At 60.9% G+C, this 24,922-nt stretch carries 24 protein-coding genes; 14 read left to right on the top strand and 10 right to left on the bottom strand.

The features are described from left to right. Positions 1-285: 285 nt before the first annotated feature. Genes NKH30_RS09375 through NKH30_RS09355 form a run of 5 tightly spaced genes read left to right on the top strand, consistent with a single transcriptional unit; the run spans position 286 to position 4,856 of the window. Complete coding sequence (locus tag NKH30_RS09375; protein ID WP_352541712.1) at positions 286-1,494, top strand: ABC transporter substrate-binding protein; 1,209 nt, start codon at positions 286-288, stop codon at positions 1,492-1,494. An 11-nt stretch (positions 1,495-1,505) separates the two neighbouring features. After that, positions 1,506-2,279, top strand: coding sequence for an ABC transporter ATP-binding protein (locus NKH30_RS09370; RefSeq protein WP_352541711.1), 774 nt, complete (start codon positions 1,506-1,508; stop codon positions 2,277-2,279). Next, positions 2,272-2,982, top strand: a complete 711-nt coding sequence (locus NKH30_RS09365; protein ID WP_352541710.1) for an ABC transporter ATP-binding protein — start codon at positions 2,272-2,274, stop codon at positions 2,980-2,982. The genes NKH30_RS09370 and NKH30_RS09365 overlap by 8 nt, the downstream gene beginning before the upstream one ends. A 7-nt stretch (positions 2,983-2,989) precedes the next feature. Then, a complete protein-coding gene (locus tag NKH30_RS09360; RefSeq protein WP_352501369.1) occupies positions 2,990-3,877 on the top strand; it encodes a branched-chain amino acid ABC transporter permease in 888 nt (295 codons plus the stop codon). 1 nt (position 3,878) lies between these two features. After that, complete coding sequence (locus NKH30_RS09355; protein WP_352501368.1) at positions 3,879-4,856, top strand: branched-chain amino acid ABC transporter permease; 978 nt, start codon at positions 3,879-3,881, stop codon at positions 4,854-4,856. Between the two features lie 19 nt (positions 4,857-4,875). On the opposite strand, the gene NKH30_RS09350 is transcribed toward NKH30_RS09355, so the two are convergent. From NKH30_RS09350 to NKH30_RS09335, 4 genes are read right to left on the bottom strand one after another with little or no spacing between them, the layout of a single operon-like run. Beyond that, positions 4,876-6,051, bottom strand: a complete 1,176-nt coding sequence (locus NKH30_RS09350; protein ID WP_352472489.1) for an ABC transporter ATP-binding protein — start codon at positions 6,049-6,051, stop codon at positions 4,876-4,878. Beyond that, complete coding sequence (locus tag NKH30_RS09345) at positions 6,044-7,186, bottom strand: extracellular solute-binding protein (RefSeq protein WP_352541709.1); 1,143 nt, start codon at positions 7,184-7,186, stop codon at positions 6,044-6,046. Before NKH30_RS09345 ends, NKH30_RS09350 begins: the two co-directional genes overlap by 8 nt. Positions 7,187-7,208: 22 nt before the next feature. Then, positions 7,209-8,030, bottom strand: coding sequence for an ABC transporter permease (locus tag NKH30_RS09340; RefSeq protein WP_352541708.1), 822 nt, complete (start codon positions 8,028-8,030; stop codon positions 7,209-7,211). Continuing rightward, a complete protein-coding gene (locus tag NKH30_RS09335; protein ID WP_352501364.1) occupies positions 8,027-8,905 on the bottom strand; it encodes an ABC transporter permease in 879 nt (292 codons plus the stop codon). The genes NKH30_RS09340 and NKH30_RS09335 overlap by 4 nt, the downstream gene beginning before the upstream one ends. A gap of 249 nt (positions 8,906-9,154) precedes the next feature. Here NKH30_RS09335 and NKH30_RS09330 point away from each other — a divergent pair, with 249 nt between their 5' ends. The 7 genes from NKH30_RS09330 (at position 9,155) to NKH30_RS09300 (ending at position 16,113) form a co-directional block, all read left to right on the top strand. Beyond that, positions 9,155-10,081 carry an ArsR/SmtB family transcription factor gene (locus tag NKH30_RS09330; protein WP_352683182.1) on the top strand — a complete coding sequence of 309 codons (927 nt, stop codon included), beginning with the start codon at positions 9,155-9,157 and terminating at the stop codon, positions 10,079-10,081. Between the two features lie 4 nt (positions 10,082-10,085). Then, on the top strand, positions 10,086-10,247 hold the full coding sequence (locus tag NKH30_RS09325) for a hypothetical protein (protein ID WP_352541706.1): 162 nt from the start codon (positions 10,086-10,088) through the stop codon (positions 10,245-10,247). A gap of 18 nt (positions 10,248-10,265) precedes the next feature. Further along, positions 10,266-11,777, top strand: coding sequence for an arabinosylfuranosidase ArfA (arfA, locus tag NKH30_RS09320; RefSeq protein WP_352994961.1), 1,512 nt, complete (start codon positions 10,266-10,268; stop codon positions 11,775-11,777). Between the two features lie 49 nt (positions 11,778-11,826). After that, on the top strand, positions 11,827-12,918 hold the full coding sequence (locus tag NKH30_RS09315; protein ID WP_352449658.1) for an ABC transporter ATP-binding protein: 1,092 nt from the start codon (positions 11,827-11,829) through the stop codon (positions 12,916-12,918). Between the two features lie 19 nt (positions 12,919-12,937). Beyond that, on the top strand, positions 12,938-13,855 hold the full coding sequence (locus NKH30_RS09310; RefSeq protein ID WP_502904311.1) for a carbohydrate ABC transporter permease: 918 nt from the start codon (positions 12,938-12,940) through the stop codon (positions 13,853-13,855). After that, positions 13,852-14,700: a carbohydrate ABC transporter permease gene (locus NKH30_RS09305; protein ID WP_352541703.1), complete on the top strand. Its 849-nt coding sequence runs from the start codon at positions 13,852-13,854 to the stop codon at positions 14,698-14,700. The genes NKH30_RS09310 and NKH30_RS09305 overlap by 4 nt, the downstream gene beginning before the upstream one ends. 93 nt (positions 14,701-14,793) lie before the next feature. Further along, positions 14,794-16,113 (top strand): ABC transporter substrate-binding protein, encoded by a 1,320-nt coding sequence (locus NKH30_RS09300; RefSeq protein WP_352541702.1) that lies wholly within the window; start codon positions 14,794-14,796, stop codon positions 16,111-16,113. Between the two features lie 183 nt (positions 16,114-16,296). Here the strand turns inward: NKH30_RS09300 and minE are convergent, their stop codons facing one another. From minE to minC, 3 genes are read right to left on the bottom strand one after another with little or no spacing between them, the layout of a single operon-like run. After that, positions 16,297-16,569 carry a cell division topological specificity factor MinE gene (gene minE / locus NKH30_RS09295; protein WP_023677151.1) on the bottom strand — a complete coding sequence of 91 codons (273 nt, stop codon included), beginning with the start codon at positions 16,567-16,569 and terminating at the stop codon, positions 16,297-16,299. Next, positions 16,566-17,381 carry a septum site-determining protein MinD gene (gene minD, locus NKH30_RS09290; RefSeq protein WP_023677152.1) on the bottom strand — a complete coding sequence of 272 codons (816 nt, stop codon included), beginning with the start codon at positions 17,379-17,381 and terminating at the stop codon, positions 16,566-16,568. The genes minE and minD overlap by 4 nt, the downstream gene beginning before the upstream one ends. A gap of 19 nt (positions 17,382-17,400) precedes the next feature. Next, a complete protein-coding gene (minC, locus tag NKH30_RS09285; RefSeq protein ID WP_352472500.1) occupies positions 17,401-18,120 on the bottom strand; it encodes a septum site-determining protein MinC in 720 nt (239 codons plus the stop codon). 238 nt (positions 18,121-18,358) lie between these two features. On the opposite strand from minC, the gene NKH30_RS09280 reads away from it, so the two are divergent. Next, complete coding sequence (locus NKH30_RS09280) at positions 18,359-19,219, top strand: alpha/beta hydrolase (RefSeq protein ID WP_352472501.1); 861 nt, start codon at positions 18,359-18,361, stop codon at positions 19,217-19,219. A gap of 94 nt (positions 19,220-19,313) precedes the next feature. Here NKH30_RS09280 and NKH30_RS09275 read toward each other — a convergent pair whose 3' ends face one another. Beyond that, a complete protein-coding gene (locus NKH30_RS09275; protein ID WP_352541701.1) occupies positions 19,314-20,420 on the bottom strand; it encodes a glycosyltransferase in 1,107 nt (368 codons plus the stop codon). A gap of 8 nt (positions 20,421-20,428) precedes the next feature. Beyond that, entirely contained in the window at positions 20,429-21,979 is a 1,551-nt protein-coding gene (locus NKH30_RS09270; protein WP_352472503.1) for a GumC family protein, read from the bottom strand. Between the two features lie 167 nt (positions 21,980-22,146). Here NKH30_RS09270 and NKH30_RS09265 point away from each other — a divergent pair, with 167 nt between their 5' ends. Beyond that, a complete protein-coding gene (locus tag NKH30_RS09265) occupies positions 22,147-23,460 on the top strand; it encodes a VpsF family polysaccharide biosynthesis protein (RefSeq protein ID WP_352472504.1) in 1,314 nt (437 codons plus the stop codon). A gap of 18 nt (positions 23,461-23,478) precedes the next feature. On the opposite strand, the gene NKH30_RS09260 is transcribed toward NKH30_RS09265, so the two are convergent. After that, positions 23,479-24,921 carry a glucosamine inositolphosphorylceramide transferase family protein gene (locus NKH30_RS09260; RefSeq protein ID WP_352541700.1) on the bottom strand — a complete coding sequence of 481 codons (1,443 nt, stop codon included), beginning with the start codon at positions 24,919-24,921 and terminating at the stop codon, positions 23,479-23,481. Position 24,922 lies beyond the last annotated feature (1 nt).

Genomic DNA, 24,922 nt, shown 5'->3' with positions numbered 1-24,922 from the left:
CGGACCGTCAGCCGTAATCATTGCTTCGGCGAGAATAGAGGCCGATCTGGACGCCGCACGATCCGGCGCTATGTTGCGCTTCGGCGGCCGGGCATCGCAGATGCCTAATACTAAAGTAACTGTTCTCGCGTTGCCGAGCGATGCTACGATTTGAAGGACGGCGGCCGTACAGCGCTGCGTGATTTTGCGCCGGCGAGGACGGAATGTGGGAGGCCACTCTTCGTGCTGCAGCAGGCTGCCGCCGACATGTTGCTCGGTTGTCGACCATAAGGGAGGAAGTCACCAATGAAGATATCGTACCTGGTCTCAGCCGCGCTTCTTGCAGCGACCGCGATGCCTGCCGCAGCCGCCGAGATTTCCGACGGCAAGATCAAGATCGGCATTCTCAACGACCAGTCGGGCGTCTATGCCGATTTCGGCGGCAAGTGGTCGGTTGAGGCCGCCAAGATGGCGGTCGAGGATTTCGGCGGCAAGGTACAAGGCTCGCCGATCGAGATCGTCAGCGCCGACCACCAGAACAAGCCGGACATCGCCTCCAACATTGCGCGGCAGTGGTATGACACCGAACAGGTCGATTCCATCATGGAACTGACCACCTCCTCGGTGGCGCTCGCCGTCCAGGGAATTTCCAAGGAGAAGAAGAAAATTGACATCGTCACCGGCGCCGCGACCACCGAACTCACCGGTAAACAGTGCTCGCCCTATGGCTTCCACTGGGCCTACGACACGCATTCGCAGGCAGTGGGGACTGGTGGCGCTCTCGTCCAGCAAGGCGGCGACAGCTGGTTCTTCGTCACAGTCGATTATGCATTCGGCTATTCGCTGAAGGAGCAGACCGCAAAGTTCGTCGAGAGCCATGGCGGCAAGGTGGTTGGCGAGGTGCGTTACCCGCTCGGCTCGACCGACTATTCATCCTTCCTGCTGCAGGCGCAATCGTCGGGCGCCAAGGTTATCGGCCTGGCGAATGCCGGCCTCGACACCTCCAACTCGATCAAGCAAGCGGCCGAATTCGGTATCGTGCAGGGCGGTCAGCGGCTTGCAGCACTTCTGTTCACGCTGGCCGAGGTGCATGGGCTCGGTCTCGAGGCGGCGCAAGGCGTGGTGCTGACCGAAGGTTTCTACTGGGATCGCGACGACAAGAGTCGCGAGTTCGCCCAGCGCTTCTTCAAGCGCACCAACCGCATGCCGAATATGATCCAGGCCGCCACCTATTCAGCGGTGACCCAGTATTTGAAGGCGATCGACAAAGCCGGCACCGATGGAACCGAGGCGGTCGCCAAGGAATTGCATGCGATGCCGGTGAACGATGTCTTTACGGCGAACGGCAAAGTGCAGGCCGACGGCAACATGGTTCACGACATGTATCTTTATCAGGTCAAGTCGCCGAGCGAGAGCACCAAGGAGTGGGACTATTACAAACCGCTCGCCACGATCCCCGGTAACGAGGCGTTTCTGAGCCCCAAGGAGAGCGGCTGTCCCACGGCAGGCGAGTGATTGGCGGACCGATGGCGCCGCCTGGACCGGATGGGCCGCGGGTAGTGCTTTCCGCCCGCGGTTTGCGGCGTGACTTCGCCGGCTTTGTTGCGGTCAGGAATGTCGATCTCGACCTCTACCACGGCAATATCCACGCGCTGATCGGACCCAACGGCGCTGGCAAGACCACCGTCTTCAACCTGCTCACCAAGTTCCTGCCGCCGACCAGCGGCAGGATCGAACTGCTCGGCCACGACATCACCCGCACCTCGCCGGCCAAGGTCGCGCGGATGGGCCTGGTGCGCTCGTTCCAGATCTCGGCGGTGTTTCCGCATCTCAGCGTGCTCGACAATGTGCGCGTTGCATTGCAGCGACGGGCCGGACTCAGCGTTCAGTTCTGGCGCTCGCTGTCTGTGCTCGATCGGTTGACGCCGCGCGCCGAGGAGCTTTTACGGTCTGTCGGCCTCGACGATGCCAAGAACAGGCCCGCCGCCGATCTCTCCTATGGCAGGAAACGCGTGCTCGAGATCGCCACGACGCTGGCGCTCGACCCGAAAGTGCTGCTGCTCGACGAGCCGATGGCCGGCATGGGGCATGAGGATGTGCGCACGGTTTCCGACATCATCCGCTCGGTCGCCAGGGAGCGTGCGGTGCTGATGGTCGAGCACAATCTGACTGTTGTAGCCGATCTTTGCGACTGGATAACCGTCATGCAGCGCGGCGAAATCCTTGCCGCCGGCGACTACTCCACGGTCAGCCGCGACGAGCGGGTGAGGATCGCCTATATGGGCACCGCCGATGAGTGACGCCGCGCCGCTTCTCGCAGTCCGCGGCCTCAACGCCTGGTATGGCGAGAGCCATGCGCTGCACGGCGTCGATCTTGAGGTCTTTCCAGGTGAAACTGTGACGTTGCTGGGCCGCAACGGCGTCGGCAAGACTACGACATTGCGCGCCATTATCGGGCTGATCCGCCAGCGGACCGGCCAGATTTTTTTCGACGGCAAGGATCTGATGCGCCTGCCATTGCACCGGACCGCGCATCAAGGCATCGGCCTGGTGCCAGAGGAACGCGGCATCTTTGCGACGCTGACCGTGGACGAGAATCTGGTTCTGCCGCCGATCGTCGCCGAGGGCGGCATGAGCGTGCAGGAAATATTCGATCTTTTCCCCAATCTGAAGGAGCGCCGCAACAGCCCGGGCACCAAGCTGTCGGGCGGCGAGCAGCAGATGCTGGCGATCGCGCGCATGCTCAGAACCGGCGTGAAAATGCTGCTTCTCGATGAGCCGACCGAGGGCCTGGCTCCGGTCATTGTGCAGCGCATCGGCGATCTGCTGGCGACGATGAAAAAGCGCGGCATGACGATCCTGCTGGTCGAGCAGAATTTCCGCTTTGCCAGCCGCGTCACCGACCGTTTCTACCTGATGGAGCACGGCAAGGTCGTGGCGGGCTTTCCGGTCGGCGAACTGCCGGATCGCATGACGCTGCTGCATGAAGTGCTGGGTGTATGATGGCGCCATGACGATGATCTTCGGGATACCCGTTCAGGCATTCCTCGGCCAATTGCTGGTCGGCCTCATCAACGGCTCGTTCTACGCAATGTTGAGCCTGGGCCTGGCTGTCATATTCGGCCTGTTGCGCGTCATCAATTTTGCCCACGGCGCGCTCTATATGCTCGGCGCCTTCGTCGGGTACCTGCTTCTCACCCGCTTCGGCATCGGCTACTGGCCGGCTCTGATCCTGTCGCCGCTGATCGTCGGCGGCTTCGGCGTCGTGGTCGAGCGCCTGGCGCTGTCGAGGCTTTACGACATCGACCCGCTTTACGGGCTGCTTTTCACCTTTGGCCTCGCGCTCGTGCTCGAAGGGGTGTTCCGTTACTACTATGGCGTATCGGGAAGTCCTTATTCCGTGCCGCCGCTGCTCTCCGGGGGAACCAATCTCGGCTTCATGTTCCTGCCCAATTATCGCGGCTGGGTGGTGGTCGCCTCGATGATCGTCTGTTTCGGCACCTGGGCGCTGATCGAGAAGACCAGGCTGGGCTCCTATCTGCGCGCGGCGACGGAGAACCCCGGCCTGGTGCAGGCTTTCGGCGTCAACGTGCCGTTGCTGCTGACCCTCACCTACGGCCTCGGCGCCGCTCTTGCCGGACTTGCAGGGGTTCTCGCCGCGCCGATCTATCAGGTGAGCCCGCTGATGGGATCTGACCTCATCATCGTCGTCTTCGCCGTCGTCGTGGTCGGCGGCATGGGATCGATCCTTGGGGCGATCGTCACCGGTTACATGCTTGGCCTCGCCGAAGGCCTGACCAAGGTCTTCTATCCCGAAGCCTCCAATCTGGTGGTCTTCGTCATCATGGCAATCGTGCTTCTGGTCCGGCCAGCCGGCCTGTTCGGAAGGGATGCCTGAGATGGCCGAACTGACACTTCGCGAGACGCGTGCCAAGAATTCGGCACGGCTTGAATGGGCGCTGGTCGGGCTCGGCATCCTGGCGCTGCTGGTGGCGCCTTTCTTCGTCTATCCGATCTTCCTGATGAAGATGCTGTGCTTTGCGCTGTTTGCCTGCGCGTTCAACCTTCTGCTCGGCTACACCGGGCTGTTGTCCTTCGGCCATGCGACATTCTTCGGCGGGGCGGCCTATTTCACCGCATACGCGGTCAAGGTCTGGGGCTGGCCACCGGAAGCGGGCATCCTGCTCGGTGTCCTAGGTGCCGCGCTGCTCGGCCTTGTGATGGGCTTCTTTGCCATCCGCCGGCAAGGCATCTATTTCGCCATGATCACGCTGGCGCTGTCGCAGATGTTCTTCTTCTTCTGCGTGCAGGCGCCGTTCACCGGAGGTGAGGACGGCATCCAGGGCGTGCCGCGCGGCAGGCTGCTTGGAATGCTCGACCTGAACGTCTCGATGAACATCTATTATTTCGTGCTGGCGGTCTTCCTGATCGGCGTGTTCGCCATCTGGCGCATCATCAACTCGCCTTTCGGCATGATCCTGCGTTCTATCCGGGAAAACGAGAGCCGGGCCATTTCGCTGGGCTATTCCGTCGCCAACTACAAGCTGGCGGCTTTCGTCATGTCGGCAACATTGGCCGGGCTGGCCGGCGCGCTCAAGGCGATCGTTTTTCAGTTTGCCACGCTCACCGACGTCACCTGGCAGATGTCGGGCGAGGTGATCCTGATGACGCTCCTCGGCGGCATCGGCACCATGGCCGGGCCGATCATCGGCGCCAGTCTGGTCGTCGGCCTGGAAAACATGCTCGCCACCTCGAACTTTCCGGTGACCATCGCCACCGGCCTGACCTTCATGGTCTGCGTGCTGGTTTTCCGGCGCGGTATTGTCGGTGAGGTCTATGCGCGGTTTCTCGGGCCAAAGGGTGACGCGAAAGACTGAACGGCTCAGTTCCGCCTCGCTAGGCGATGCGTAAGCCTTGCGCGTCGAGAAGCACGCAGCCCAGCGGGTCGAAGCAGACATCGACCGCTTCGCCTTCACGCAGCGGCTGGCCGTCGATCAACGTGTTGGCGCGCACCAGCGTGCCGGCGCCGATGTCGATCTCGTAGACCGCATTGCCGCCGAGATAGGAGGTCGAGGCGATCCGTCCCGCCAGCCTGTTGGCAGCACCGGCGGTACCGACGGTAAGCTTCTGCGGGCGAACGACGACGGTGACCACGCTGCCGGTCTCGAGCGCCTTCGGCGCGGCCGCCTTTACGATATGGCCGGTGGCCAGCGCGATCGTCGCCATCTTGCCGTCCATCACGGTCACGCTGCCGGGCAGCATGTTGGCCTTGCCCAGGAAATTGGCGACGAATGCGGTGGCCGGCTGGTCATAGACCTGCGCGGGGGAGCCGATCTGCTCGATCAGGCCGGCGTTCATCACGACGATGTGGTCGGACATCGACAAGGCTTCTTCCTGGTCGTGCGTCACGAAGATAGCAGTGATGCCCGTCTCCCTCTGGATTTTCTTGATCTCGACGCGCATGTCCTCGCGCATATTGGCGTCGAGCGCCGACAAGGGCTCGTCCAGCAGCAGCACTTCCGGCTCGAAGACGATGGCGCGGGCCAGTGCGATGCGTTGCTGCTGGCCGCCCGAGAGCTGTGACGGCAGCTTTGTCTCACTGCCGGGCAGCCGCACCATATCCAGCGCCTTCTTGACCCGGCGCACGATTTCCGGTTTCGGCACGTTTCGGTATTTCAGGCCGAATGCGACGTTGTCGAAGACGTTCTTGTGCGGAAAGAGCGCGTAGTTCTGGAACACCAGACCAATGTTGCGCTTATAGATCGGGATGTCGTCGACCCGCTTTCCGCCGATCGAGATCTGGCCACTGGAGATGTCGACCAGGCCCGCGATCGAGCGCAGGATCGTCGTTTTGCCGCACCCGGACGGCCCCAGCAAGGTGACGAAACTACCTTTGCGGATTGCCAGTGAAAAATCGCGCACAGCGGCGAACTTGCCGTAGAAAATATCGATGTCGCGAAACTCGACCGCAGGCTTTCCTATCGGCTGCCGCTCGCTCTGGGCGAGCGGGTCGCCATCAGCCCCGGCCGAAGCCGGCCGGGGCTGCTGGTCGTGGCTGTTGTCGTCATGCACCTTTCGACACCCTGTCCCATTGCTTGGTCCAGGCGTCTTCGTTCTTCGCCCAGTAGAGCGGATCGGCGAAGGTCAGCGATTTCATCGATCCAGTCGGGTCGAAGGCCGGAAGCGCCGCGATCTTGTCGGTCAGCTTCACCTTGGTGGGGTCAAGCGATGGCGGATAGTTCTGGCCCTCGGCGACGGCGATCGAGGTGGCAGGATCCAGCATGAAGTTGATCAGTTCCTCGCATTCGGCCATCGGCGAACCCTTGAGGACCAGCATGTCCTCCATCCACGCGTATGAGCCGGCAGGGTCGAGATAGCCGATCGGCTGGCCCTGCTGCTGCAGGGCGGCGACACGTCCTGACCAGGCGTCGGTGACAACGATCTCGTTTCGCGACAGGAGGTCCATGAGTTCCGCGCCGGAACTCCAGAACTTCTTGGCCAGGTCGCGGGTCTCGCGAACCTTGGCCCAGACCGCATCCATGTCCTGGATGTTGTTGGGGTCCTGTTTCGTCTGCAGTGCCGCATACCAGACGCGCGTCGTCATATCGGCATAGCCGCCGATCTTGCCGGCATATTTCGTGTCGGTAAGCAGGTTGGCGCCCTTTTCCTTGGCTTCCTCCGGCGAGATGACCTTGTTGTTGTAGGCGATGCCGGTGGTGCCGTAATCATATGGCACTGCCGACAGCTTCGGCGTGATCTTGCGGAACGGCTCGATCATGGCGGTCAGGACATTCGCCATGTTCGGAATGTTTGCCTCGTTGATCTCCGAATTGAAACCGCCATTGACGTATTTGATGTAGTAGTTGACGCCGGAAGAATGGACGATCTGGAAGTCGCCTGGTTTCGACGTCTTGATCTTGGTGATGATCTCGTTCTCGTCGCCAAAGGTGCCCTGGACGACCTTGACCTTGGACTTGGCGGTATAAGGCTGGAACGCGTACTTATCGATCGCCTCCTGCACCACGCCGCCCCATCCGTCGAAGCGCACTTCCGAAACCGCGGCCAGCGCCCGTCCCATCCAAGGCATGGAAAGCCCGGTGGCGGCGGCAGCGGCGGCCGTCAGCGTCAGGAATGATCGCCGGCTGATGTCGCCATTGGCATAGCGTTCGTTGAGCCGTTCCAGTCGTTTGGCGGTTGTCAGTTTCATTTCCATTCTCCCATTTTCATCTTCACTTGCTTGCCTTGAACCAGGTGAGGCTTTGCAGGATGAGCCCGCCAGCCAAGGGAATGCCGATCGTCAAAAGGATCATGACGGTTCCGAGCGCGTTCACCTCGGGGCTGATCGAGATCTTCAGCATCGAAAGGATTTGCGTCGGCATGGTCTCGACGCCCGCCGGCCGCCAGAACAGGCTGGCCGAGGTGTTGTCGAACGAAATGGTGAAAGCGAGCAGAACACTGGCAAGCACTGCGGGAATGAGCAGCGGCAGCGTGATTTCGCGGAACGTCGAGACACGCGGCGCCCCGAGCGACAGCGCCGCCTCCTCATAGGAACGTTTTATGCCGACCATGCGCGCCTGGACGATCAGCACCACGTAGGGGAGCGTGAGCAGAATGTGGCCGAGCACCAGCAGCGTCATGCTGCGCGGCTGGTCGACGGCTTTGATCATGACCAGCAGGCCGACGCCGAGTATCGTTTCGGGGACCAGCGCGGGAAGAATGACAAGCGTGTTGATCGCCTGCTTGCCACGGAACTCGAAGCGCACCAGCGCCAATGCCGCCATGATGCCGAGCAGCGTCGTCACCGTTGCCGTCACCAGGGCAATCCACATCGATGTCCGGAAGGCGTCGAGAACCGGCTCGTTGGTGAGCAGCTTTTCGTACCATCGCAGGCTGAAGCCGGTGAGGGGAAAGCCGCCGAACATCGAGGCGTTGAAGGAAAGCACGACCGTGGCGAGGATCGGCGCAAACATGAAGACGTAGACGCACACCGTGATCGCGCCGGTCAGCCGCCACGCCCATCTGCCTTCGCGATCGGGATGATCCGCTCTCATGCACTGAGGCCCTTCATGATCTGCGATAGGCCCATATAGCGGCTATAGGCGGCCGCGGCCGCGCCGAGCAGGACGAACAGGACGATGGAAAGCGTGGCGCCCATCGGCCAATTGAGCTGCCCCATGATGGTGTCGTAGATCAAGTTGCCGAACAGCGCATCGCGGCTGCCACCGAGCAGCTGCGGCGTCACATATGAGCCGGCCGCCAGCACGAAGCAGAGCAGCAGCCCGGCGCCCAGCCCCGGCATCGATAGCGGCAGGGTCACTTCGCGAAACGCCTGCGCGCTGGTACAGCCCATCGAGCGGGCGGCGGCGATCAGCGTGCGGTCGATGCTTTCCAGGCTGACATAGACGTTCAGGATCATATAGGGCAGCAGAAAATGCAGCAGCCCCATGATGACGGCGCCCTCGGTGTAGAGCATCGGCAACGGCTCGTTGATAATCCCCAGCCCGATGAGCACGACGTTGATCAGCCCCTGTTCGCCGAGAATATGGATCCACGAGAATGTCCGGATGGTGAAGCTGATCCAGAACGGCACAATGAGCAGCAGCAACAACAGCCATTTGTGCCTGAAGGTCGTGGCCCAGATGAAATAGGCGGGGAAATAGCCAAGGATCGCGCAGATCACAGCGGTGATGGCGCCGACGCGAACGGTCTTCCAAAGAAAACCGTGATAGTAGCTGTCGGTGAGGAATTCCTTCCAGTTGTCGAAGGTCAGCACCGCCGACTCCACCCCCGCGGTGACGAAGGTGAAAAACGTGTAGACCGTCATCATCGCGATCGGCAGCAGCAGAAGCAGGGTAAGCAGTAAAAGCACAGGCGCGACGAGGACCCAGGCCAGTCGCTGATCGTATAATTTCCACCCTTTGGTCACGACCCGTCCAACCGCTTTATGTGCAAGCCGCCATCACCGGGCTCGGCTCCGGACTAGATTGGGCGATCGGCGTTCAGGTGTCCACTCTGCATATGGCTCCTGCACAAATTCTGTGCAGGGCCCCCGCGCGACCCTCGCCCTGCCGGATTCAACAAATTGCCCGACGTTCCGCCTGCACATTGATTAAATCAGATATCCCGATATACAGGGTAATTTCGGATATGGATTTTACATGGGCCGGGCAATTTCATGAGTCGCAATTTTCTGGTGATTGAACCTGAGGAAGGCATTGCCGTGCTCAAGGGGCTTGCCTCCTCGGCGCGGATCTCGATGCTGAAACTGCTGCATGAGAAGGGGCCGATGAATGTCAACGAAATCGCCGCCGTGCTGTCGCTTCCGCAGTCGACCGTCTCGACCAACATCCAGGTGCTGGAGGATGCGGGGCTGATCCGCACCGAGAACCTGAAAGCGAAGAAAGGCAGTCAGAAAATCTGTTATCCGACGGCGGAAGAAGTGCTCGTCGTGTTCAAGAGCGAATATCGTGCGGTCAAGAACGACGCGATCGAAGTGTCGATGCCGATCGGGCTTTATACCGGCTTCGAGGTTACCGCGCCCTGCGGCCTTTGTTCGCCGGACGGCATCATCGGTCTACTCGATGTGCCGAACACTTTCCTCGATCCGGACCGCATGAAAGCCGGTCTGCTATGGTTCACGCGCGGTTTTGTCGAATACCAGTTCCCCAACAATGCCAAGCTCGCCAATGCCGAGATCACCGGACTCGAAGTTGCGATAGAACTGTCTTCGGAAGTGCCGGGCACCAGCGCCGATTGGCCCTCGGACATCACGCTGACGATCAATGGCGTCGATGTCGGCACCTGGACGTCGCCGGGGGATTTCGGCGACAAGCGCGGCGTCTTCACGCCCTCCTGGTGGAAGCTCAAGGGCTCGCAATACGGTAAGCTGAAGAACTGGCGAATTGCCAATGACGGCACCTATGTCGACGGCCTCAGGATGTCCGAAACCGGGCTCGCCGCACTCGATCTGAAGAGCCATCATTCAATCCGCGTCCGTATCGGCGTCAAGGACGACGCCAAGCGCCCCGGCGGGATCAATATTTTCGGCAAGGGCTTTGGAAATTACGATCAGGACATCCTGCTCAGGATCAAAACTGGTTGATATCATGAAACCGGGTTCTGAAGATAACGCAGCAATTTCAACTATCTGGCTTTCTGCTGTTCCAAAGCGTTCGTCTAATTGTCCTACATTTGGCTATTTTGGCTTGACGAAGGGCTGCCAATTCCTCTTTGATATCGGGCAAGATGATTTAAATCATCGTTTGTGATATCGATGGGAGGAATGCATGAAGGCAGCCGTTACGGCTCATCCGCACTATGTTGTCTCGGAAATCGATCCGAGGCTCTACGGATCCTTCATCGAGCATCTGGGGCGGGCAGTTTACACTGGCATCTATGAGCCCGGCCATCCGACAGCGGATGCCAACGGCATGCGTCAGGACGTCATCGATCTCGTCAGGGAACTCAATGTTCCGATCGTCCGCTACCCCGGCGGCAATTTCGTCTCGGCCTACAATTGGGAAGACGGCATTGGCCCCAAGGAACAGCGTCCAGTGCGCCTCGACCTCGCGTGGCACACGTCGGAAAGCAACGAAGTCGGCCTGCATGAATTTGCCGATTGGTGCACCTCCGCCAACACCGAGATGATGCTTGCCGTCAATCTCGGCTCGCGCGGCCTCGATGAAGCCCGCAACCTGCTGGAGTACGCCAACCATCCCGGCGGCAGCAAATGGAGCGACAAGCGCATCGCCAACGGCCGCAAGGAGCCGTTCGACGTCAAGCTCTGGTGCCTCGGCAATGAAATGGATGGCCCCTGGCAGATCGGCCACAAGACCGCGGACGAGTATGGCCGGCTGGCGCATGAGACGGCCAAGGCCATGCGCGCCTTCTCCAAGTCACTCGAGCTGGTGGTCTGCGGCTCTTCGAATGCCAAGATGCCGACCTACCCTGAATGGGAAGCGACGGTTCTCGACCATACCTACAACGAGGTCGACTACATCTCGCTGCACATGTATTTCGACAACGAAGCCAACGACGCTCCGAACTATCTCGCCATGAGCGAAAAGCTCGACGACTACATTGTCTCGGTCGCCGGCGTCATCGAGTATATCAAGGCCAAGAAGCGCTCCAACAAGCAGGTCTACATCTCGTTCGACGAATGGAACGTCTGGTACCATTCCAAGGACCAGGACAGGAAGATACTCGGCGGCAGCAACGGCTGGCCGTTCGCCCCGCCGTTGCTCGAAGACATCTATAATTTCGAGGATGTGCTGCAGGTCGGCCTGATCCTCAACACCTTCATCCGCCGTTCCGATGTCGTCAAGATCGCCTGCCTGGCACAACTGGTCAATGTCATCGCGCCGATCATGACCGTTCCGAATGGCCCGGCATGGCGGCAGACGATTTTTTATCCCTATCTGTTTGCTTCTAACTATGGTCGCGGCAATGCGCTGGATCTCAAGGTGGAAAGCCCGACCTACAAATCCAGCGTTGCGGGCGACGTCGCCTATGTCGATGTTGCCGGCGTGCACGACAGGCAAACCGGCCACGTCACCTTCTTCGCAGTCAACCGCCATTCGAGCGAGGCAATCGAAACAGTGGTCGACCTCACCGGCTTCGGCGCGGCGGAGATCGTCGATCACCAGGTGATGGCACACGCCGATCTGAAAGCCGTCAATTCGGCCGAAAACCCTGGCAATGTCGGCCCCAGGAAGGGTCAGGGCGCCTCGCTCGCCAGCGGCAAGCTGAGCCTGTCACTGCCGGCCTATTCCTACCAGGTCATACGCCTGAGGCTCTGAGTTCAGGCGGATCATCGAGAAAGCGCAAACGCTGAGGAGGAGCGTCGACGTGACGGCCGATATCGAGATCAGGAACGTGAGCAAGCAGTTCGGTGCCATGACGGTGCTGGATCATCTGTCGCTCTCCATAAGGGCACGCGAATTCATCGTGTTTCTGGGCCCGTCCGGCTGCGGAAAATCGACGCTTCTTCGAATGATTGCCGGGCTCGAAGCTGTCGATAGCGGCGAGATTGCCATCAACAACGAGCGCATCGATCATCTGCCACCGGGCAAGCGCGGCATTGCCATGGTGTTCCAGTCCTATGCGCTTTATCCGCACATGACGGTGCGCGACAACATGGCCTTCGGGCTTGCGAATATCGGTGTTCCAGGCAAGGTCATCGAGGCGCGCATCAACGAAGCCGCCCGCATCCTCGAAATGCCGCATCTGCTCGATCGCAAGCCGGGCCAGCTCTCCGGCGGTCAGCGCCAGCGCGTCGCCATCGGCCGTGCGATCGTCAAGGAGCCGAAGGCCTTTCTGTTCGACGAGCCGCTTTCCAATCTCGATGCGGCGTTGCGCACCCGCACCCGCATCGAGCTTGCCCAGCTTCACCAGCGGCTGCAATCGACGATGATCTTCGTCACCCATGACCAGGTCGAGGCAATGACGCTGGCCGACCGCATCGTCGTCATGAACAATCGCAAGATCGACCAAATCGGTACCCCGATGGAGATCTACGAACGCCCGGCGACCAAATTCGTCGCGGGTTTTGTCGGCGCGCCGGCGATGAACTTCGTCGATGCGACGCTTGACAGATCCGGCGAGAACGCCACGGCCAGGTTTGCGGACGGCGTCTCGGTCCAGACCGAGATCGCCTCCAGCCAACTGACCGATGGCAAGTACACTTTCGGCATCCGTTCTGAAGACGTGCGCATCGTTGCCGCCGGACAGGGCAATGCCGGCGGCGTGGTCGATGTGCTCGAGCGGCTCGGCGAACGCACCCTGATCTACGCGCGGCTGGGCGATGGCCAGCAGATCGTCGGCTCGGATGCCGGCAACAGCCGCGTCGCCGTCGGCGACAGAATCGGGCTCGCCTTTGACGGCCAGAAATCGCATCTGTTCAACGAGACCGGCCGCGCCTGGCATGCGAGGGAGGCCTGAGATGGCTGACCGGCTGGCGATGTCCCCAACCGCGACACCTGCTGTCGGCGTCAGAGCCCCTACCGCCGACATCTATTCGCCGCAATGGCGAAACGTCATTTTCGTTGCGCCATTCTTGTTCTTCTTCACCACGCTGCTGCTCTTCCCGCTGCTCTGGGGGATGTGGCTGAGTTTCCACAAGGCCGACACGTTCTCGTCCGGAAATTTTGTCGGTCTCGGCAATTACGCCAGGCTGTATCACGACAAGGTCTTCCTGCAATCGATCTGGAACACCTTCTATTTCGTGCTTCTGACGGTGCCGACGCTGGCGCTGATCGGCCTTTTCCTGGCGCTTTGCCTCAACCGCCGCACGCGCGCTGCCGCGGTTTTGCGGACGCTGTTCTTTTCCTCGTCGGTGCTATCGGTCACCATCGTCACGCTGATCTGGCGCATCGTCTTCATTCCGAATGTCGGGCTGTTGTCGACGATTTACGGATGGTTCGGCGCAACGGCTCCGGCCTTCATTTCCGATCCCAGCCTGGCGATGGCCGGCATCGCCATTGCCACCATCTGGTGGTGCATCGGCCTGCCGATGATGCTCTTTCTCTCAGCACTCCAGCAGATCCCGCAGGACATTTACGAGGCGGCAGCGCTGGACAATGCCAATCGCTGGCAGACGCTGCGGTCGATCACGCTGCCGTCGATCAAGCGGACCTTCATCCTGGTGATCATCATCCAGATCGTGCTGCAATTCCAGCTGTTCGGCCAGGCCTGGCTGATGACGCGCGGCGGTCCGAACAATCTGACCAAGCCGATCGTGCTCTACATCTACGATACCGCATTCCGTCGCTGGGATCTCGGCCTGGGCGCCGCTGCATCGGAAATCCTGTTCATCCTCATCCTGGTCGCGGCCATGGCCCAGTACCTGGTGACACGCAGCAGGGGAGACCAGGCATGAGCGCCCCAGCAGCTTCCATCAAGGGCCGGGCATTTGGCGACCATTTGTTATTGGCCCTGGTCATCCTGCTTTCGATCGTCATGATCGCGCCGGTTCTGTGGGTCGTCGGTCTATCACTCAAGGACAATACGGAGCTGATGGCCGATCCGAACTCGGTGTTTCACGCACCCTATACGCTGAAGAACTACATCAACACCGTCGGCACCTCGTCGGTGTTCATCTGGGTGCGCAACAGCATCATCGTCTCGGGCGGATTGACGCTCGGCACGTTGATCCTGTCATCGCTCGCCGGCTACGGCTTTGCACGGCTGAATTTCCCCGGCCGAGACGTGCTGTTCGTGATCGTGCTGTTCGGCCTGGCGGTCCCGGAACAGGCCGTGCTTGTCGCCCGTCACCAGATCTTCAGCATGCTGAAGTTCCACAACACCTATCAAGGGCTCATCCTGCCGGGCCTTTCAGCTCCGTTCGGCGTCTTCCTGATGACCCAGTATTTCAAGGCCATCCCGAAGGAGCTGGACGAAGCCGCCATGCTCGATAACGCCAGCCGGCTCAGGATTTTCTGGAAGGTGCTTCTGCCGCTCACGCTGCCTGCGCAGGCGACGCTCGGCATCTTCACCTTTCTCGGCGCGTGGAACGACTACTTCTGGCCGCTGATTTCGGCGACGAAGAAGGACATGTTCACGCTGACGGTCGGCATGGCCTCGACCCAGACCAACTTCGCCCAGTCCGAAGGCATCGGCTTCCTGATGGCGCAGGCGGTGTTCGCCGGTGCACCGATCCTGATCGTCTACCTGTTCTTCCAGAAATACATCGTCACGGCGGTCTCCGGCGCTGCGGTGAGATAACGAAGATTGCCTGACGGCCGGGGAATGCGCAGCAATTGAAGCACGAAAGCCAATCCAGGGTGGAGCGGCGGAAACTCAGTAGGAGGAACTGATATGAAACTGAAGAAAATACTGTTTGCCGCAGTCTCTGCGGGCGCAATGATGCTCGCAAGTCCAAGCTTCGCGGCCACGGAGCTGAGCGTGCAGCGCTTTTTCGGCGCCTGCGATGCCGATTTCGGCACCAACACCGATGCCACCAAGGCCGTTGGCGAATGCGGCATCATCACCTCGCTAATCAACAAGTTCAACGCCGACAATCCCGATGTCCATGTCAACGTCACCACCGTGGAATGGCCCGGCTATGATCAGCTGACCGCGCAGTTCGCTTCAGGCGACGCTCCGGACATCGTCACGATCCATGAATCCGTACTGTCGGATTATCAGTCGAAGGGCCTGTTGATGCCGCTCGACGATCTCTTGAAGTCGGTCGGCGTGACACCCGACGCCTTCACCGACGCGGCACGCAATGGCGCCACCAAAGACGGCAAGGTCTATGGCCTGCCGATCGACAGCTGGACGATGCTCTATCACGTCAACATGGATCTTTTCAAACAAGCCGGCCTCGTCAATGCCGACGGCACGCCGATTTTTCCAAAGTCGCCCGAGGAACTGCTCGCCCAGGCCGAACAGTTCAAGCAGAAGACGGGCAAGCCTTATTTCGTTCAGAACCTGACCAATGAGACTGCACTCTACACACGCAACCTCTACACCTATCTTTTCCAGCAGGATTCCGATTTCTTTGCCGATCCGAAGCACGTGAAGTTGAATACGCCGGAAGCCAAGAAGGTCGTCGAGATGTACAAGGCGATCTTCGAGAAGGGCTACACCACCAAGGATCTCGATTATGGCGGCTCGATAAACGCCTTCCTTGCCGGCGAGGGTGGCGTCCACCTTAACGGCACCTGGGTGGTCGGCGATTACAACGCCCAGTCCGAGACCAAGGGTACGGCGCTCAACAAGGGCGGCTATGCGGTCTATCCGTATCCGCAGCTGTTTGGCGGCGCCCATGCGCAATATGCCGACGGCCACACCTGGGCCGTTTCGCAGAAAGACCGCACGCCTGAACAGATCGCGGCCATCGGTAAATTCCTGAAGTTCTTCGCCGACAACGACTTCGAATGGTCACGCACCGGTCACCTGCCGGCCTATAAGGCCGTCATCACCTCGGACGCCTTCAAGGCCCTGCCGCATCGCAACACGATCTCTGCGGTCGCCGATCTCGGCAGGCCGCTGCCGTCCGCCATACAGCGTCAGTTTGCGATCCAGGACATTATCGGCGAAGAGATGAGTGCAGCAATCAGTGGCCAGAAGGACGTCGACACCGCCCTTGCCGACATGGAAAGCCGCGTCAACGAATTGCTCGCCAACATTTGATCACGGGTTTCGAAAGGCCCCTCCCAAGGCCCCCCGCGGCTGGAAACGGCCGCGGGTTTTTGGTGAGGCAGTGATTATTGTCCTCGAATTGCGCGACTTGCCGGTGGCGACCGGGTCAAACACGCCAACCACGGCGCCGCAACCTCGGCAGCAGCCGACGCAAGCCCTGGCCGGAGGATTCGGTTAGAACGCCGCGGCCATGGGCATTGCGACCTTGTTGGGGATCTGGATGTCGATCTCCAATCTCGACGTCGTTTCGCCGTGATCCATGCTCACCTGCAGGAAATCCTGGTCGACCTGAACATGCCGGGCGATCACCGCCATGATCTCCTCGCGCAACACCGAGACGAGATCGGGCTGGTTGCGGCTTCGACGCTCGTAAGCCAACAGCAGTTGCAAGCGCTCGCGCGCCACCGGCGCGCTGCCGCGGCGCTTGAAGATATCGAGCAGGTTCATGCTGCCCTCCTTCCCAACAGCCGGTCGAGGAGGCCCCTCCGCTCGAAAGGCAGAATGACCGGCAGGTCCTCGCCCTCGAGTCTTCTTGCCGCGTCGATATAGGCGCGTGCGGCGGGGTTAGTGTTTTCGCTGAGCGTAACCGGCGCGCCCACATTGGATGCGCGCAGCACGTCCTGGCTCTCGGGAATTATTCCCAGCAAGGGCGTCGACAGGATCTCGAGCACGTCATCGATGCTCAGCATCTCGCCGCGGGCAGCGCGCGCAGCATCGTAGCGCGTGACGAGGACGTGTTTGACAATCGATTCACCTTGCTCGGCTTTCATCGTTCTAGAGTCGAGCAGGCCGATGATGCGATCGGAATCGCGGACCGAGCTCACTTCCGGGTTGGTGACGATTACCGCCTCGTCGGCAAAGCGCATGGCAAGTTGCGCGCCCCGCTCTATGCCGGCTGGGCTGTCGCAGAAGACGTAGTCGAAAACCGATCGCAGCTTGTCGATGACATCGGCGACGCCTTCCTCGGTGAGAGCATCCTTGTCGCGCGTTTGCGAGGCCGGCAGCAGGAACAGCGTTTCGAGTCGCTTGTCACGGATCAGCGCCTGCGAAAGCTTGGCGGTTCCCTGAATGACGTTGACGATATCGAAAACAACGCGCCGCTCGGCACCCATGATCAGATCGAGGTTGCGCAGGCCGACGTCGAAATCGACGAGAGCCACCCGCTTGCCGGTTTTCGCGACCGCGGCGCCGAGAGCGGCCGTCGAGGTCGTCTTGCCGACACCCCCTTTGCCGGATGTGACAACCACTACCTTGCCCATATTTGTGCCTCCAATGTTGTTAGTTGAGCGGTGCGACGCAAAGTGCGCCGTCCTCGAGAAAGGCCTGTACCGGCCTTCCTCGCGAGGAGGCGTCCATCTCCTCGGCAGTGCGGTACCAGCCGTCCACCGCCAGAAGTTCGGCTTCGTTTTTCCGGCAAAAGATGCGAGCCGCGGAATTTCCCGTGGCGCCGGCGAACGCACGTCCACGCAGCGTGCCGTAGACGTGGATCGATCCTCCGGCGACGATCTCGGAACCGGAACTGACGGAGCCGACAATGACCACATCGCCATCGGGATGAAAGATCGACTGGCCGGAGCGGATCGGTGCCTTGATCATCAATGAGTTCGGCGCCTGCGGTTCTTCCGTCTTGGCCTCAGCGGCGGCCTTCGGGTCCGGCTGCACGTAAAGCGCATCAGCGGTGGCCTCCTTGGCGCCAACGAGGAGCGGCGGCAGATCGGCATCGAGCGCTACATTGCCATCGGCCTCGATCGCGTAGATGCGAATCCCGCGCTCCGCGAGCTGTAAGACCAGATCCCGCATCTCGCCCACCTCGGGCTTGAGTATATTCAGATCGAGCACGACCGGGCGGCCGGCAAAGAAGCCGGGGGAGTTTTCGGTCCAGTGATCGAGGCTTTGCAGCCATTCCCCTAGCGGAGCCTCAGGGGTGAGGGTGAAGGCTACAAACGAGCGCGCTCGAAAGCGTATGGACTTGTTTTGGATGGGAGCGACGCAGGTCACAGAGGCGAGTCCTTACTGATTGGTTAAGGCTAGCCCGGCATGGTTAACGAAAAGTTAATGGCGGCTTCCCGAGGCGTTGGCGAAGGCATTCTTTTTGTCCCTGATCGTCCCGGCGGCGCCCTGCTTCCGGTGCACGACGAGGTCCTCCTCGCGGCTGCCTGGAGGCGCCTCCAGTTCACGAGGTCGGCCGACCGGTATATTGTTGTCGGAACGCCGGGCCTATTAAGGAGTTATCGATTTGACAAGTGTTGCCAAGGGGCCTGTCGCGGATCGCGGTCGCGCTACCTATGACCTTGGCGCGACCGCCATCTTTGCTTCCAAATCAGACGCGCGCTTTCACTATTGCCTGTATGTGCCTCCCGCGGTTGGGGAAGGGGCCAAAGTCGATCTGATGGTCGCTGTCCATGGCACCGGCCGCACCTCTTTTCTTGGATTCCGCGACGCGTTTTCCGAGTTCGGACGCTGGAACGGCTGCGCCGTTTTGTGTCCGCTGTTTCCAATCGGCGTTCTCGGGGATGATGCCCGCAGCGGGTACAAATATTTGCTCGAGGGCAACATACGCTACGATCAGGTGCTGCTCGCCATGGTTGAGGAGGTCAGCGCCAAATACAGTCAGGATTGGAGCCGCTTTGCCATGTTCGGATTTTCCGGCGGCGGACATTTCACGCATCGTTTTGCTATCCTGCATCCCGACAGGCTCTGGGCGGCCTCAATCGGCGCGCCAGGCTCGGTGACCTTGCTCGATCCGACGCATGACTGGTGGGTGGGCATTCGCGATCTGCCGGAGAAGTTCGGCATCACCTTCGATGCCGCAGCGCTGGCAAAAGTGCCTTTCCAGATGATCGTCGGCGGCGCTGACCTGGAGACTTGGGAAATCACTCATGTCCAAGGCAGCACCCATTGGATGCCAGGCGCCAACGATGCCGGGCGAACACGGCCGGAACGCCTCGTGGCATTGTGTCGATCGTTCGAGGAGGCGGGGGCGCGCGTGCGCTTCGATTTGCTGCCAGGCATATCTCATGAACGGGACGCGGTTCTCGATTCGGTCAAGGATTTCCTTGCCCAACAACTCAAGGAACGAGGAAACGTCTCACGATGAATTCGTTGCGCCCCAGCCCGCGAAGAGATTATCGCAATCAAAGCCCGACTACGTCGACCGCATCCAACGCCGATTTGCTGCCAGTGCGTAACGACTAGAGCAACGCTTCGTATTGATTGCCAATCTTGTCGACTGTGAAATCCACCGCCCTGTTTTTCAGCACGGCAGCAGGGGTGGGGTGGTCCAGCGTCTCGGCCATCGCCTTCGCCAGGGCCGCGGCGTCACCGATCGGCACCAAGGTGCCGAAGCGGCCGTCACCGAGTATTTCGCGCGGGCCGTGCGGAGCATCGGTGGAGATTACGGGGACACCGGCGGCCATGGCCTCGACCAAGACGTTGCCAAAGCCTTCGCTCGTGGATGTAAGGACGAACAGATCGGCTGCGGCGTAACAGGCTGCGGGATCGTTGACGTAGCCGGCAAAGAGTACGTCCTGGCCAATGCCGATCTGCTCGGCACAGGCGTGCAATTCGGCAGCCAGCGGACCTTCGCCGAAGATGACAAGCCGGGCAGGGCGGCCGGCGCGCAGGGCAGCGAAGGCCCGCAGCAAAGTCCGGTGGTCCTTGACCGGCACCAGGCGTCCCGCGGTGGCGATGACCGGGCCATCGCCCATCGCCGCCAACGCTGCCTGCCAGGCATAGGATTTCCTCTGCGGTGCTACAGCCGGCGGCAGCGGATTGTTGATGACGACAACCTTCGATTCGGGGAAGTCGCGGGCGATGATGTCACGGCCAACACCCGCCGAAACGGCGATGGCTTTGGTTGCGCGCGCTGCAACCAGCGCGGAAAGCCAGATCGCCAGCCTCGCGCCGAGGCCGCTGGCAGGCAGCGAGGCGGCGGCATGGAAGCTTGGAAAGAATTTTGCCCGGCTTCTGGCCAACATGAGTGACAGCGCCATCACCAGATTGGCGAATTCCGGGGCGCTATAGACCGCATCAGGATTAAGGCGGCGGAACAAATTTGCGCTTCGCACGATGCCTTTCAGTGTCGCCGACTTGGCGTAACCCTCGCCGCGCAAGAGAAGGCCGAAGTCGACCAGATGCACGGCAGCGGAACGCAGCGCGGCGTTAGGGCCTTCCGCGTTCCAGGTAAAAAGCGTGACCTCGTGGCCACGCGATGCCAGTTCATTTGCCATCAGGACGAAAACACGTTCGGCGCCGCCGCCCCTCAGGCTGGCGATGTGGAAAACGATGCGCTTCACCATGCCTTGCTTCAGGCTCGGCTGGCGGCAACGCCTGATCGGTTCGGCGGCCGGCGCATGTCGCGGATGATGCCCATGCCGATGGCCAGCAGCATCCCCAGGGCAAAGCCTGCGAACGCTCCGGCGCCTGCCACCAGGGCAGTGCGCGGGGGCCATGAGCGCGCGGGCGGGGGCACCGCGGTCGAAATCACCTGTACGTTTGTGGTGTCGATCTGCTCGCGCTCGCTGATTTGGCGCGCACGTGACAGGAAGCTCTCATAGACCGCTCTCTTGGACGCGGCATCGCGTTCAAGTTCACGCAGGGCGACTTCGGATTCGCTGTCGGTGAATACATTGCCCTTCAGATCGTTCATCCTGGCGTTGAGAGAAGCCAACGAGGCCCGGGCCTTGTCCAGGCTGGCCTTTGCCGTGCCGACGGTGCGGGAGAACTCGGCCCGGAGTTGCGAGTTGACGGTCTCGAGTTCCGTCCTGAGCCTGACAATCGTCGGGTGGCGCGGACCGAAGGTCATCGACTGTGAGTCGATCTGCTGCCGCAGGCTGTTTGACCTGTCGCGCAGCGCAGCGAGCGCTTCCGAAACCGTGGGGTCGGGATTGGCCCCGTTGATACCGGAGGCAACCAGGGCGTCGTAGCTTGCCTGCGCGGCGATGACACGCGATTGCGCATCGACGATTTCGCCATTGAGCTGCGTCAGCGTCTGCGAACTGACGAGCTGGCCATTGCTGGACGACAGGTTGTGGCTGCGCCTGTAGCTCTCGACCTTCTCTTCGGCTGCCTGCACGTCGCTCTTGAGTTGGCCAAGCCGGCTGTCAAGGGCAGCCGCGGCACGGCTGGCGCCGGCAGCTTCGGCCTTAGCCAGTTCTTCCTGGAAGTTTTTGACTATGGCCTGCGAGATCAGGATCGCCTTGGCGGTGGTTTCCGCAGATACCGAGAGGGTTGTGACAAACGAGGTCGGATCCGCGATGGCGTCTACCCGGTCCGCCAGGTTCTTCAAGGCGATGAGCCTCGGGTCGGGCTTCGCCACAGCGCCGGACGAGGATGTGCTCCGGTCCGGATCGAAAAACTCCGGATCGTGAGTCAGGTTCAGTTCGTCCACCACACGGGAAAGCACGTTGCCCGAGGTCAGGATGCGCTGCTTGCTGCGCGTGCTGAGCAACTGGCTATCGACCTGGCCCGGTTGCGAGTAGAGGTCGTTTTCCACAACCTGCAAATTGGATGGGTTGATGAGGACCTCGGTCGTGACGGTGTAACGCTGCTTGCTCAGCAATGCATAGGCGCCGCCGACAATGCCGCCGACTACCGCCAGCATGAAGGCCAGGGCGAGGCCGGCCCGCAGCCAGACGAACAGACGCCGAAAATCGAGCTCAAGGAAATCGCCGATCTTGTCCAGGGTCACCGTTGCGACAGGCTCTGGAGGTTGCGGCGTCACCGGCGCGGAGCTTAGCCCCGCGACTGGGCCATGCTGTTGCAGCAATGCCCTGCGCCGTGCATTGGCGATACGCTCGAATGCACTGTTATTGGAAGCCGTCGCGGAGATAGGGGGTGTGCCGGAACCGGCAGACATGGTGACAACCCTTGTTAAATCATTACGCTTGGCCTGCTCTACAGAAACATCGTTAAGATCTTATTTTCCAAGTTGGCCCATTTTACCGCTCACGCTGTCCGTCCGGCGGACGTTGAAGGGGTCTCGTTGCCCGGAATGCTGTTTGAATACCTTCACCTGGATGGGCCATGAGCTATCCCGCTGCCGCATCGGAACGATTGTTGCCCAGTCGAGCGCGCCGTGAGAACGCGCTGTCGCTGCTGTTTTTCCTATGCGCCGCCTTCGCGCTCCTGCTTCGCTTTACGGTGTCGCCGCAGGTGATGAACATGGTCGTCGACTATACGGCCCAGGGGGGCTCGTTCTACGAGAAGCTGCATTTCGGCACCTATGCGATCTTCCTGGTCCTTGCCGTCGTTCTTTTCAGCCGACCGTTTCTGCTGCAGGGCGACGAAATTGGGATATTCAAAGCGTTGATTCGCTTTTCGGTGCTGATGTTCGCGCTGGTGCCCTATCTGTTCGTCACCGGCCGTGCGGGCTCCTCCGGGTTCATTATCGATTCTTATCTGGTGGCCGGCGCCGCAGGCCTGTTGATGCTGGCCTTGAACGCGGAAGTGCGGCGGGCGTTGGGCGACGTCGTGCTTGGAATGGTGATCCTCAGCGCTGTGCTCGGCACGATCGAAGCGGTGACTCAACATCGATTTATGCCTTACGGTCTCAACGAACTGCAGTTCAGGCCAATTGGCCTATCGGCGCACCCGCTGGCGCTAGGCGCGCTCTGCGCCACAGCCATCGGATTCGTGCCGCTGACGCGCTGGCGCATATGGGTGCGGGTGGCATCGATTCTCGTGTTGCTCGTCGGTTGTGCTGCGTCAGGCGCTCGCGCCGCCCTGATGCTCGCAGCGGGAGAAACCCTCATTCTGCTGCTGTTCGTGCCTTGGCCGCGCCTGACTCTCAAGCACCAGCGGCAGGCCAAGTCCGTGGTGCTGCTGTTCGCCCTGGTGAGCGGCGCAGTGCTGGTGGCCATACTATTCTCGGGCGGGCTGCTGAATCGATTCGGCAACACGATCTTTGACGAGAATTTCATGGCGCGGGTGACGATCTACCAGATATTCGGACTTGTTAGCTGGAAAGACATCCTGTTTGGCATGAACGTCGACGACCTCCTGGCGATCGTCAAAGAGAAGCTGCATCTGCCCTATATCGAGAGCGCTCCGGTGGTCATCACCATGCTCTTCGGCTTGCCGATAGCCGTGCTCTTCATAGTGCTGGTATTCTGGTTCATTTTTCGGCTGCTGCGCGCGGCGCCGCTGCCGGCATGGATCGGCACCATGACATTCCTGCTTGCTGCGCTGTCGAACAACGCGCTCTCGTCAAAAGCGCCGGATATTACGACTATCGTGGTGTTGCTGCTTGCCTATAGAAACGTGCCGTATAGAAACCAGCCGAAGAGCACGTCTTCGACCGCTGTCGCATCCGAGCCGAAACTGGATCGGCTTGGATAAGCGCAGGCTCCAGACGCATCAGCCGGCGCTATCCACAACCTCGACATTGCCTGCGCGATTGAGCGTGTGGATGCCCGCCCGCGCCCATGCCGGTCCTGGGCCGATCGGGTGGGGCGGTGCAAACAGGACATCGAAGTCGTCAAGGCGATCCAACCGCATCAATCCCAGGCCGCCGCCATAGGCTCTAGACCCGTTTTGCACGGGCAGCAGCAAAGCGTCGCCCTGGCGGATGAAAGCGCCGCCCGGCCGAGTGGCCGAGTGATCGACGGCGATGGGATTGAGCGCATGCGCGACCCAAGGCCCACGCAGCGCAGGGGCGGAATAGACCGCCATCGTGTCGGACGCGCTACCGTGACCGAACCGCTCAGTCCCCAACAGCCAGAAGCGGCCGTCGGATTCGAGCAGCGTGGCGTCGTTGAAGTCCCTGTCCATCATCAGTACCGTGTCGCGTACCCAGCGATCCGGAAACTGCACGGCACGGTAGAGCACCACTTCGCGCGCCGTAGCGCTTTCAGGGATCATGAAAATCTCGCCGGAGTGAGCGAACACCTGCGGATATGACAGGTGATGCGCTTCCTCCAGCACCACCTTCGGCACACCAAAAGTGCCATCGGTGCCAAGTTCAGCGACAGAAATCACGCCGCGGCCAGTGGAGTAGGGAAACTCCTCGACAAACAGAAAATGACGGCCGTCGCGCTCGAGGACGAACGGATCGGCGTAGAATCGCTGCCCGTCATCGGCAAGCACGGTGAAGGGCTTACCATCCAGCTGTCCGGTTTCGGCGACGCCTGGACCGTCGATCAGCCGATAAGCAACCTGCCAATAGAAGGGACGCCGACCACGTCGCAGTTTTTGCACGGCGCGGTCGACTAACCCCCTGCCGAAAAAGGGCAGATAGTGCCCGATAAATCCGCCTTTCTGCAGGGGCGGCGCCGGGCTCTCGGCAATCGGCGCAAGTTTGCCCGCGGAAAAGCGGGCGACACATTGGGCAATCAGGGAGATGGCGCCGGCGAGCAGGTCGTTGCTGGTTCGGGACAGCCACAACCGGTCGCTGATCATCGGCCGCGCCCTGGCGACGGCAACGCCGTCGAGGCGCGCGGTGAGTTCGGGCAGCCGCCCGCTCGCCAGCATCTCGGTCATACCTGCGGCAAAGCTGCTTTGGCCGCAAAATTCGAGCGTCAGGACAGGCGTGCCGCGTCGTGCGGCGGTAGCCGTGAGATCGACTATAAGATCGACTGGGCCGGTGTCGCCGGACGGCAACGGCCGGGAACGGCTTGCCAGTGAGGGGCCGAAGCGCCGGCCCTCGAGCGCCAGCACATTATCCATCGTGCGCGCATTGGGTTCAGGCGTCGGCGCGCGGCAACTCGAAACCGCATGTCCAGCCGCACTCAACCGCGCCAGAAGCTCATTTTCCCAGCGCCGGGATGTGTCGGCGTGGCCGATGATTAAAATATTAGTCAAT

The organism is Mesorhizobium sp. M1273 (assembly GCF_040318195.1).
Taxonomy (GTDB): domain Bacteria; phylum Pseudomonadota; class Alphaproteobacteria; order Rhizobiales; family Rhizobiaceae; genus Mesorhizobium.
The sequence above is the reverse complement of the archived record's forward strand: the minus strand, read 5'-3'. Positions and strand labels throughout refer to the sequence as shown.

Bases quoted from the DNA above. Each gene is read 5' to 3' on its own strand.
- NKH30_RS09340 (WP_352541708.1), bottom strand. From the start codon at position 8,030: ATGAGAGCGGATCATCCCGATCGCGAAGGCAGATGGGCGTGGCGGCTG.
- NKH30_RS09355 (WP_352501368.1), top strand. From the start codon at position 3,879: ATGGCCGAACTGACACTTCGCGAGACGCGTGCCAAGAATTCGGCACGG.
- NKH30_RS09365 (WP_352541710.1), top strand. From the start codon at position 2,272: ATGAGTGACGCCGCGCCGCTTCTCGCAGTCCGCGGCCTCAACGCCTGG.
- NKH30_RS09330 (WP_352683182.1), top strand. From the start codon at position 9,155: ATGAGTCGCAATTTTCTGGTGATTGAACCTGAGGAAGGCATTGCCGTG.
- NKH30_RS09375 (WP_352541712.1), top strand. From the start codon at position 286: ATGAAGATATCGTACCTGGTCTCAGCCGCGCTTCTTGCAGCGACCGCG.
- NKH30_RS09270 (WP_352472503.1), bottom strand. From the start codon at position 21,979: ATGTCTGCCGGTTCCGGCACACCCCCTATCTCCGCGACGGCTTCCAAT.
- NKH30_RS09275 (WP_352541701.1), bottom strand. From the start codon at position 20,420: ATGGTGAAGCGCATCGTTTTCCACATCGCCAGCCTGAGGGGCGGCGGC.
- arfA (WP_352994961.1), top strand. From the start codon at position 10,266: ATGAAGGCAGCCGTTACGGCTCATCCGCACTATGTTGTCTCGGAAATC.
- NKH30_RS09370 (WP_352541711.1), top strand. From the start codon at position 1,506: ATGGCGCCGCCTGGACCGGATGGGCCGCGGGTAGTGCTTTCCGCCCGC.
- minE (WP_023677151.1), bottom strand. From the start codon at position 16,569: ATGAACCTGCTCGATATCTTCAAGCGCCGCGGCAGCGCGCCGGTGGCG.
- minD (WP_023677152.1), bottom strand. From the start codon at position 17,381: ATGGGCAAGGTAGTGGTTGTCACATCCGGCAAAGGGGGTGTCGGCAAG.
- NKH30_RS09310 (WP_502904311.1), top strand. From the start codon at position 12,938: ATGTCCCCAACCGCGACACCTGCTGTCGGCGTCAGAGCCCCTACCGCC.
- NKH30_RS09265 (WP_352472504.1), top strand. From the start codon at position 22,147: ATGAGCTATCCCGCTGCCGCATCGGAACGATTGTTGCCCAGTCGAGCG.
- NKH30_RS09305 (WP_352541703.1), top strand. From the start codon at position 13,852: ATGAGCGCCCCAGCAGCTTCCATCAAGGGCCGGGCATTTGGCGACCAT.
- NKH30_RS09345 (WP_352541709.1), bottom strand. From the start codon at position 7,186: ATGAAACTGACAACCGCCAAACGACTGGAACGGCTCAACGAACGCTAT.
- NKH30_RS09325 (WP_352541706.1), top strand. From the start codon at position 10,086: ATGAAACCGGGTTCTGAAGATAACGCAGCAATTTCAACTATCTGGCTT.
- NKH30_RS09360 (WP_352501369.1), top strand. From the start codon at position 2,990: ATGACGATGATCTTCGGGATACCCGTTCAGGCATTCCTCGGCCAATTG.
- NKH30_RS09300 (WP_352541702.1), top strand. From the start codon at position 14,794: ATGAAACTGAAGAAAATACTGTTTGCCGCAGTCTCTGCGGGCGCAATG.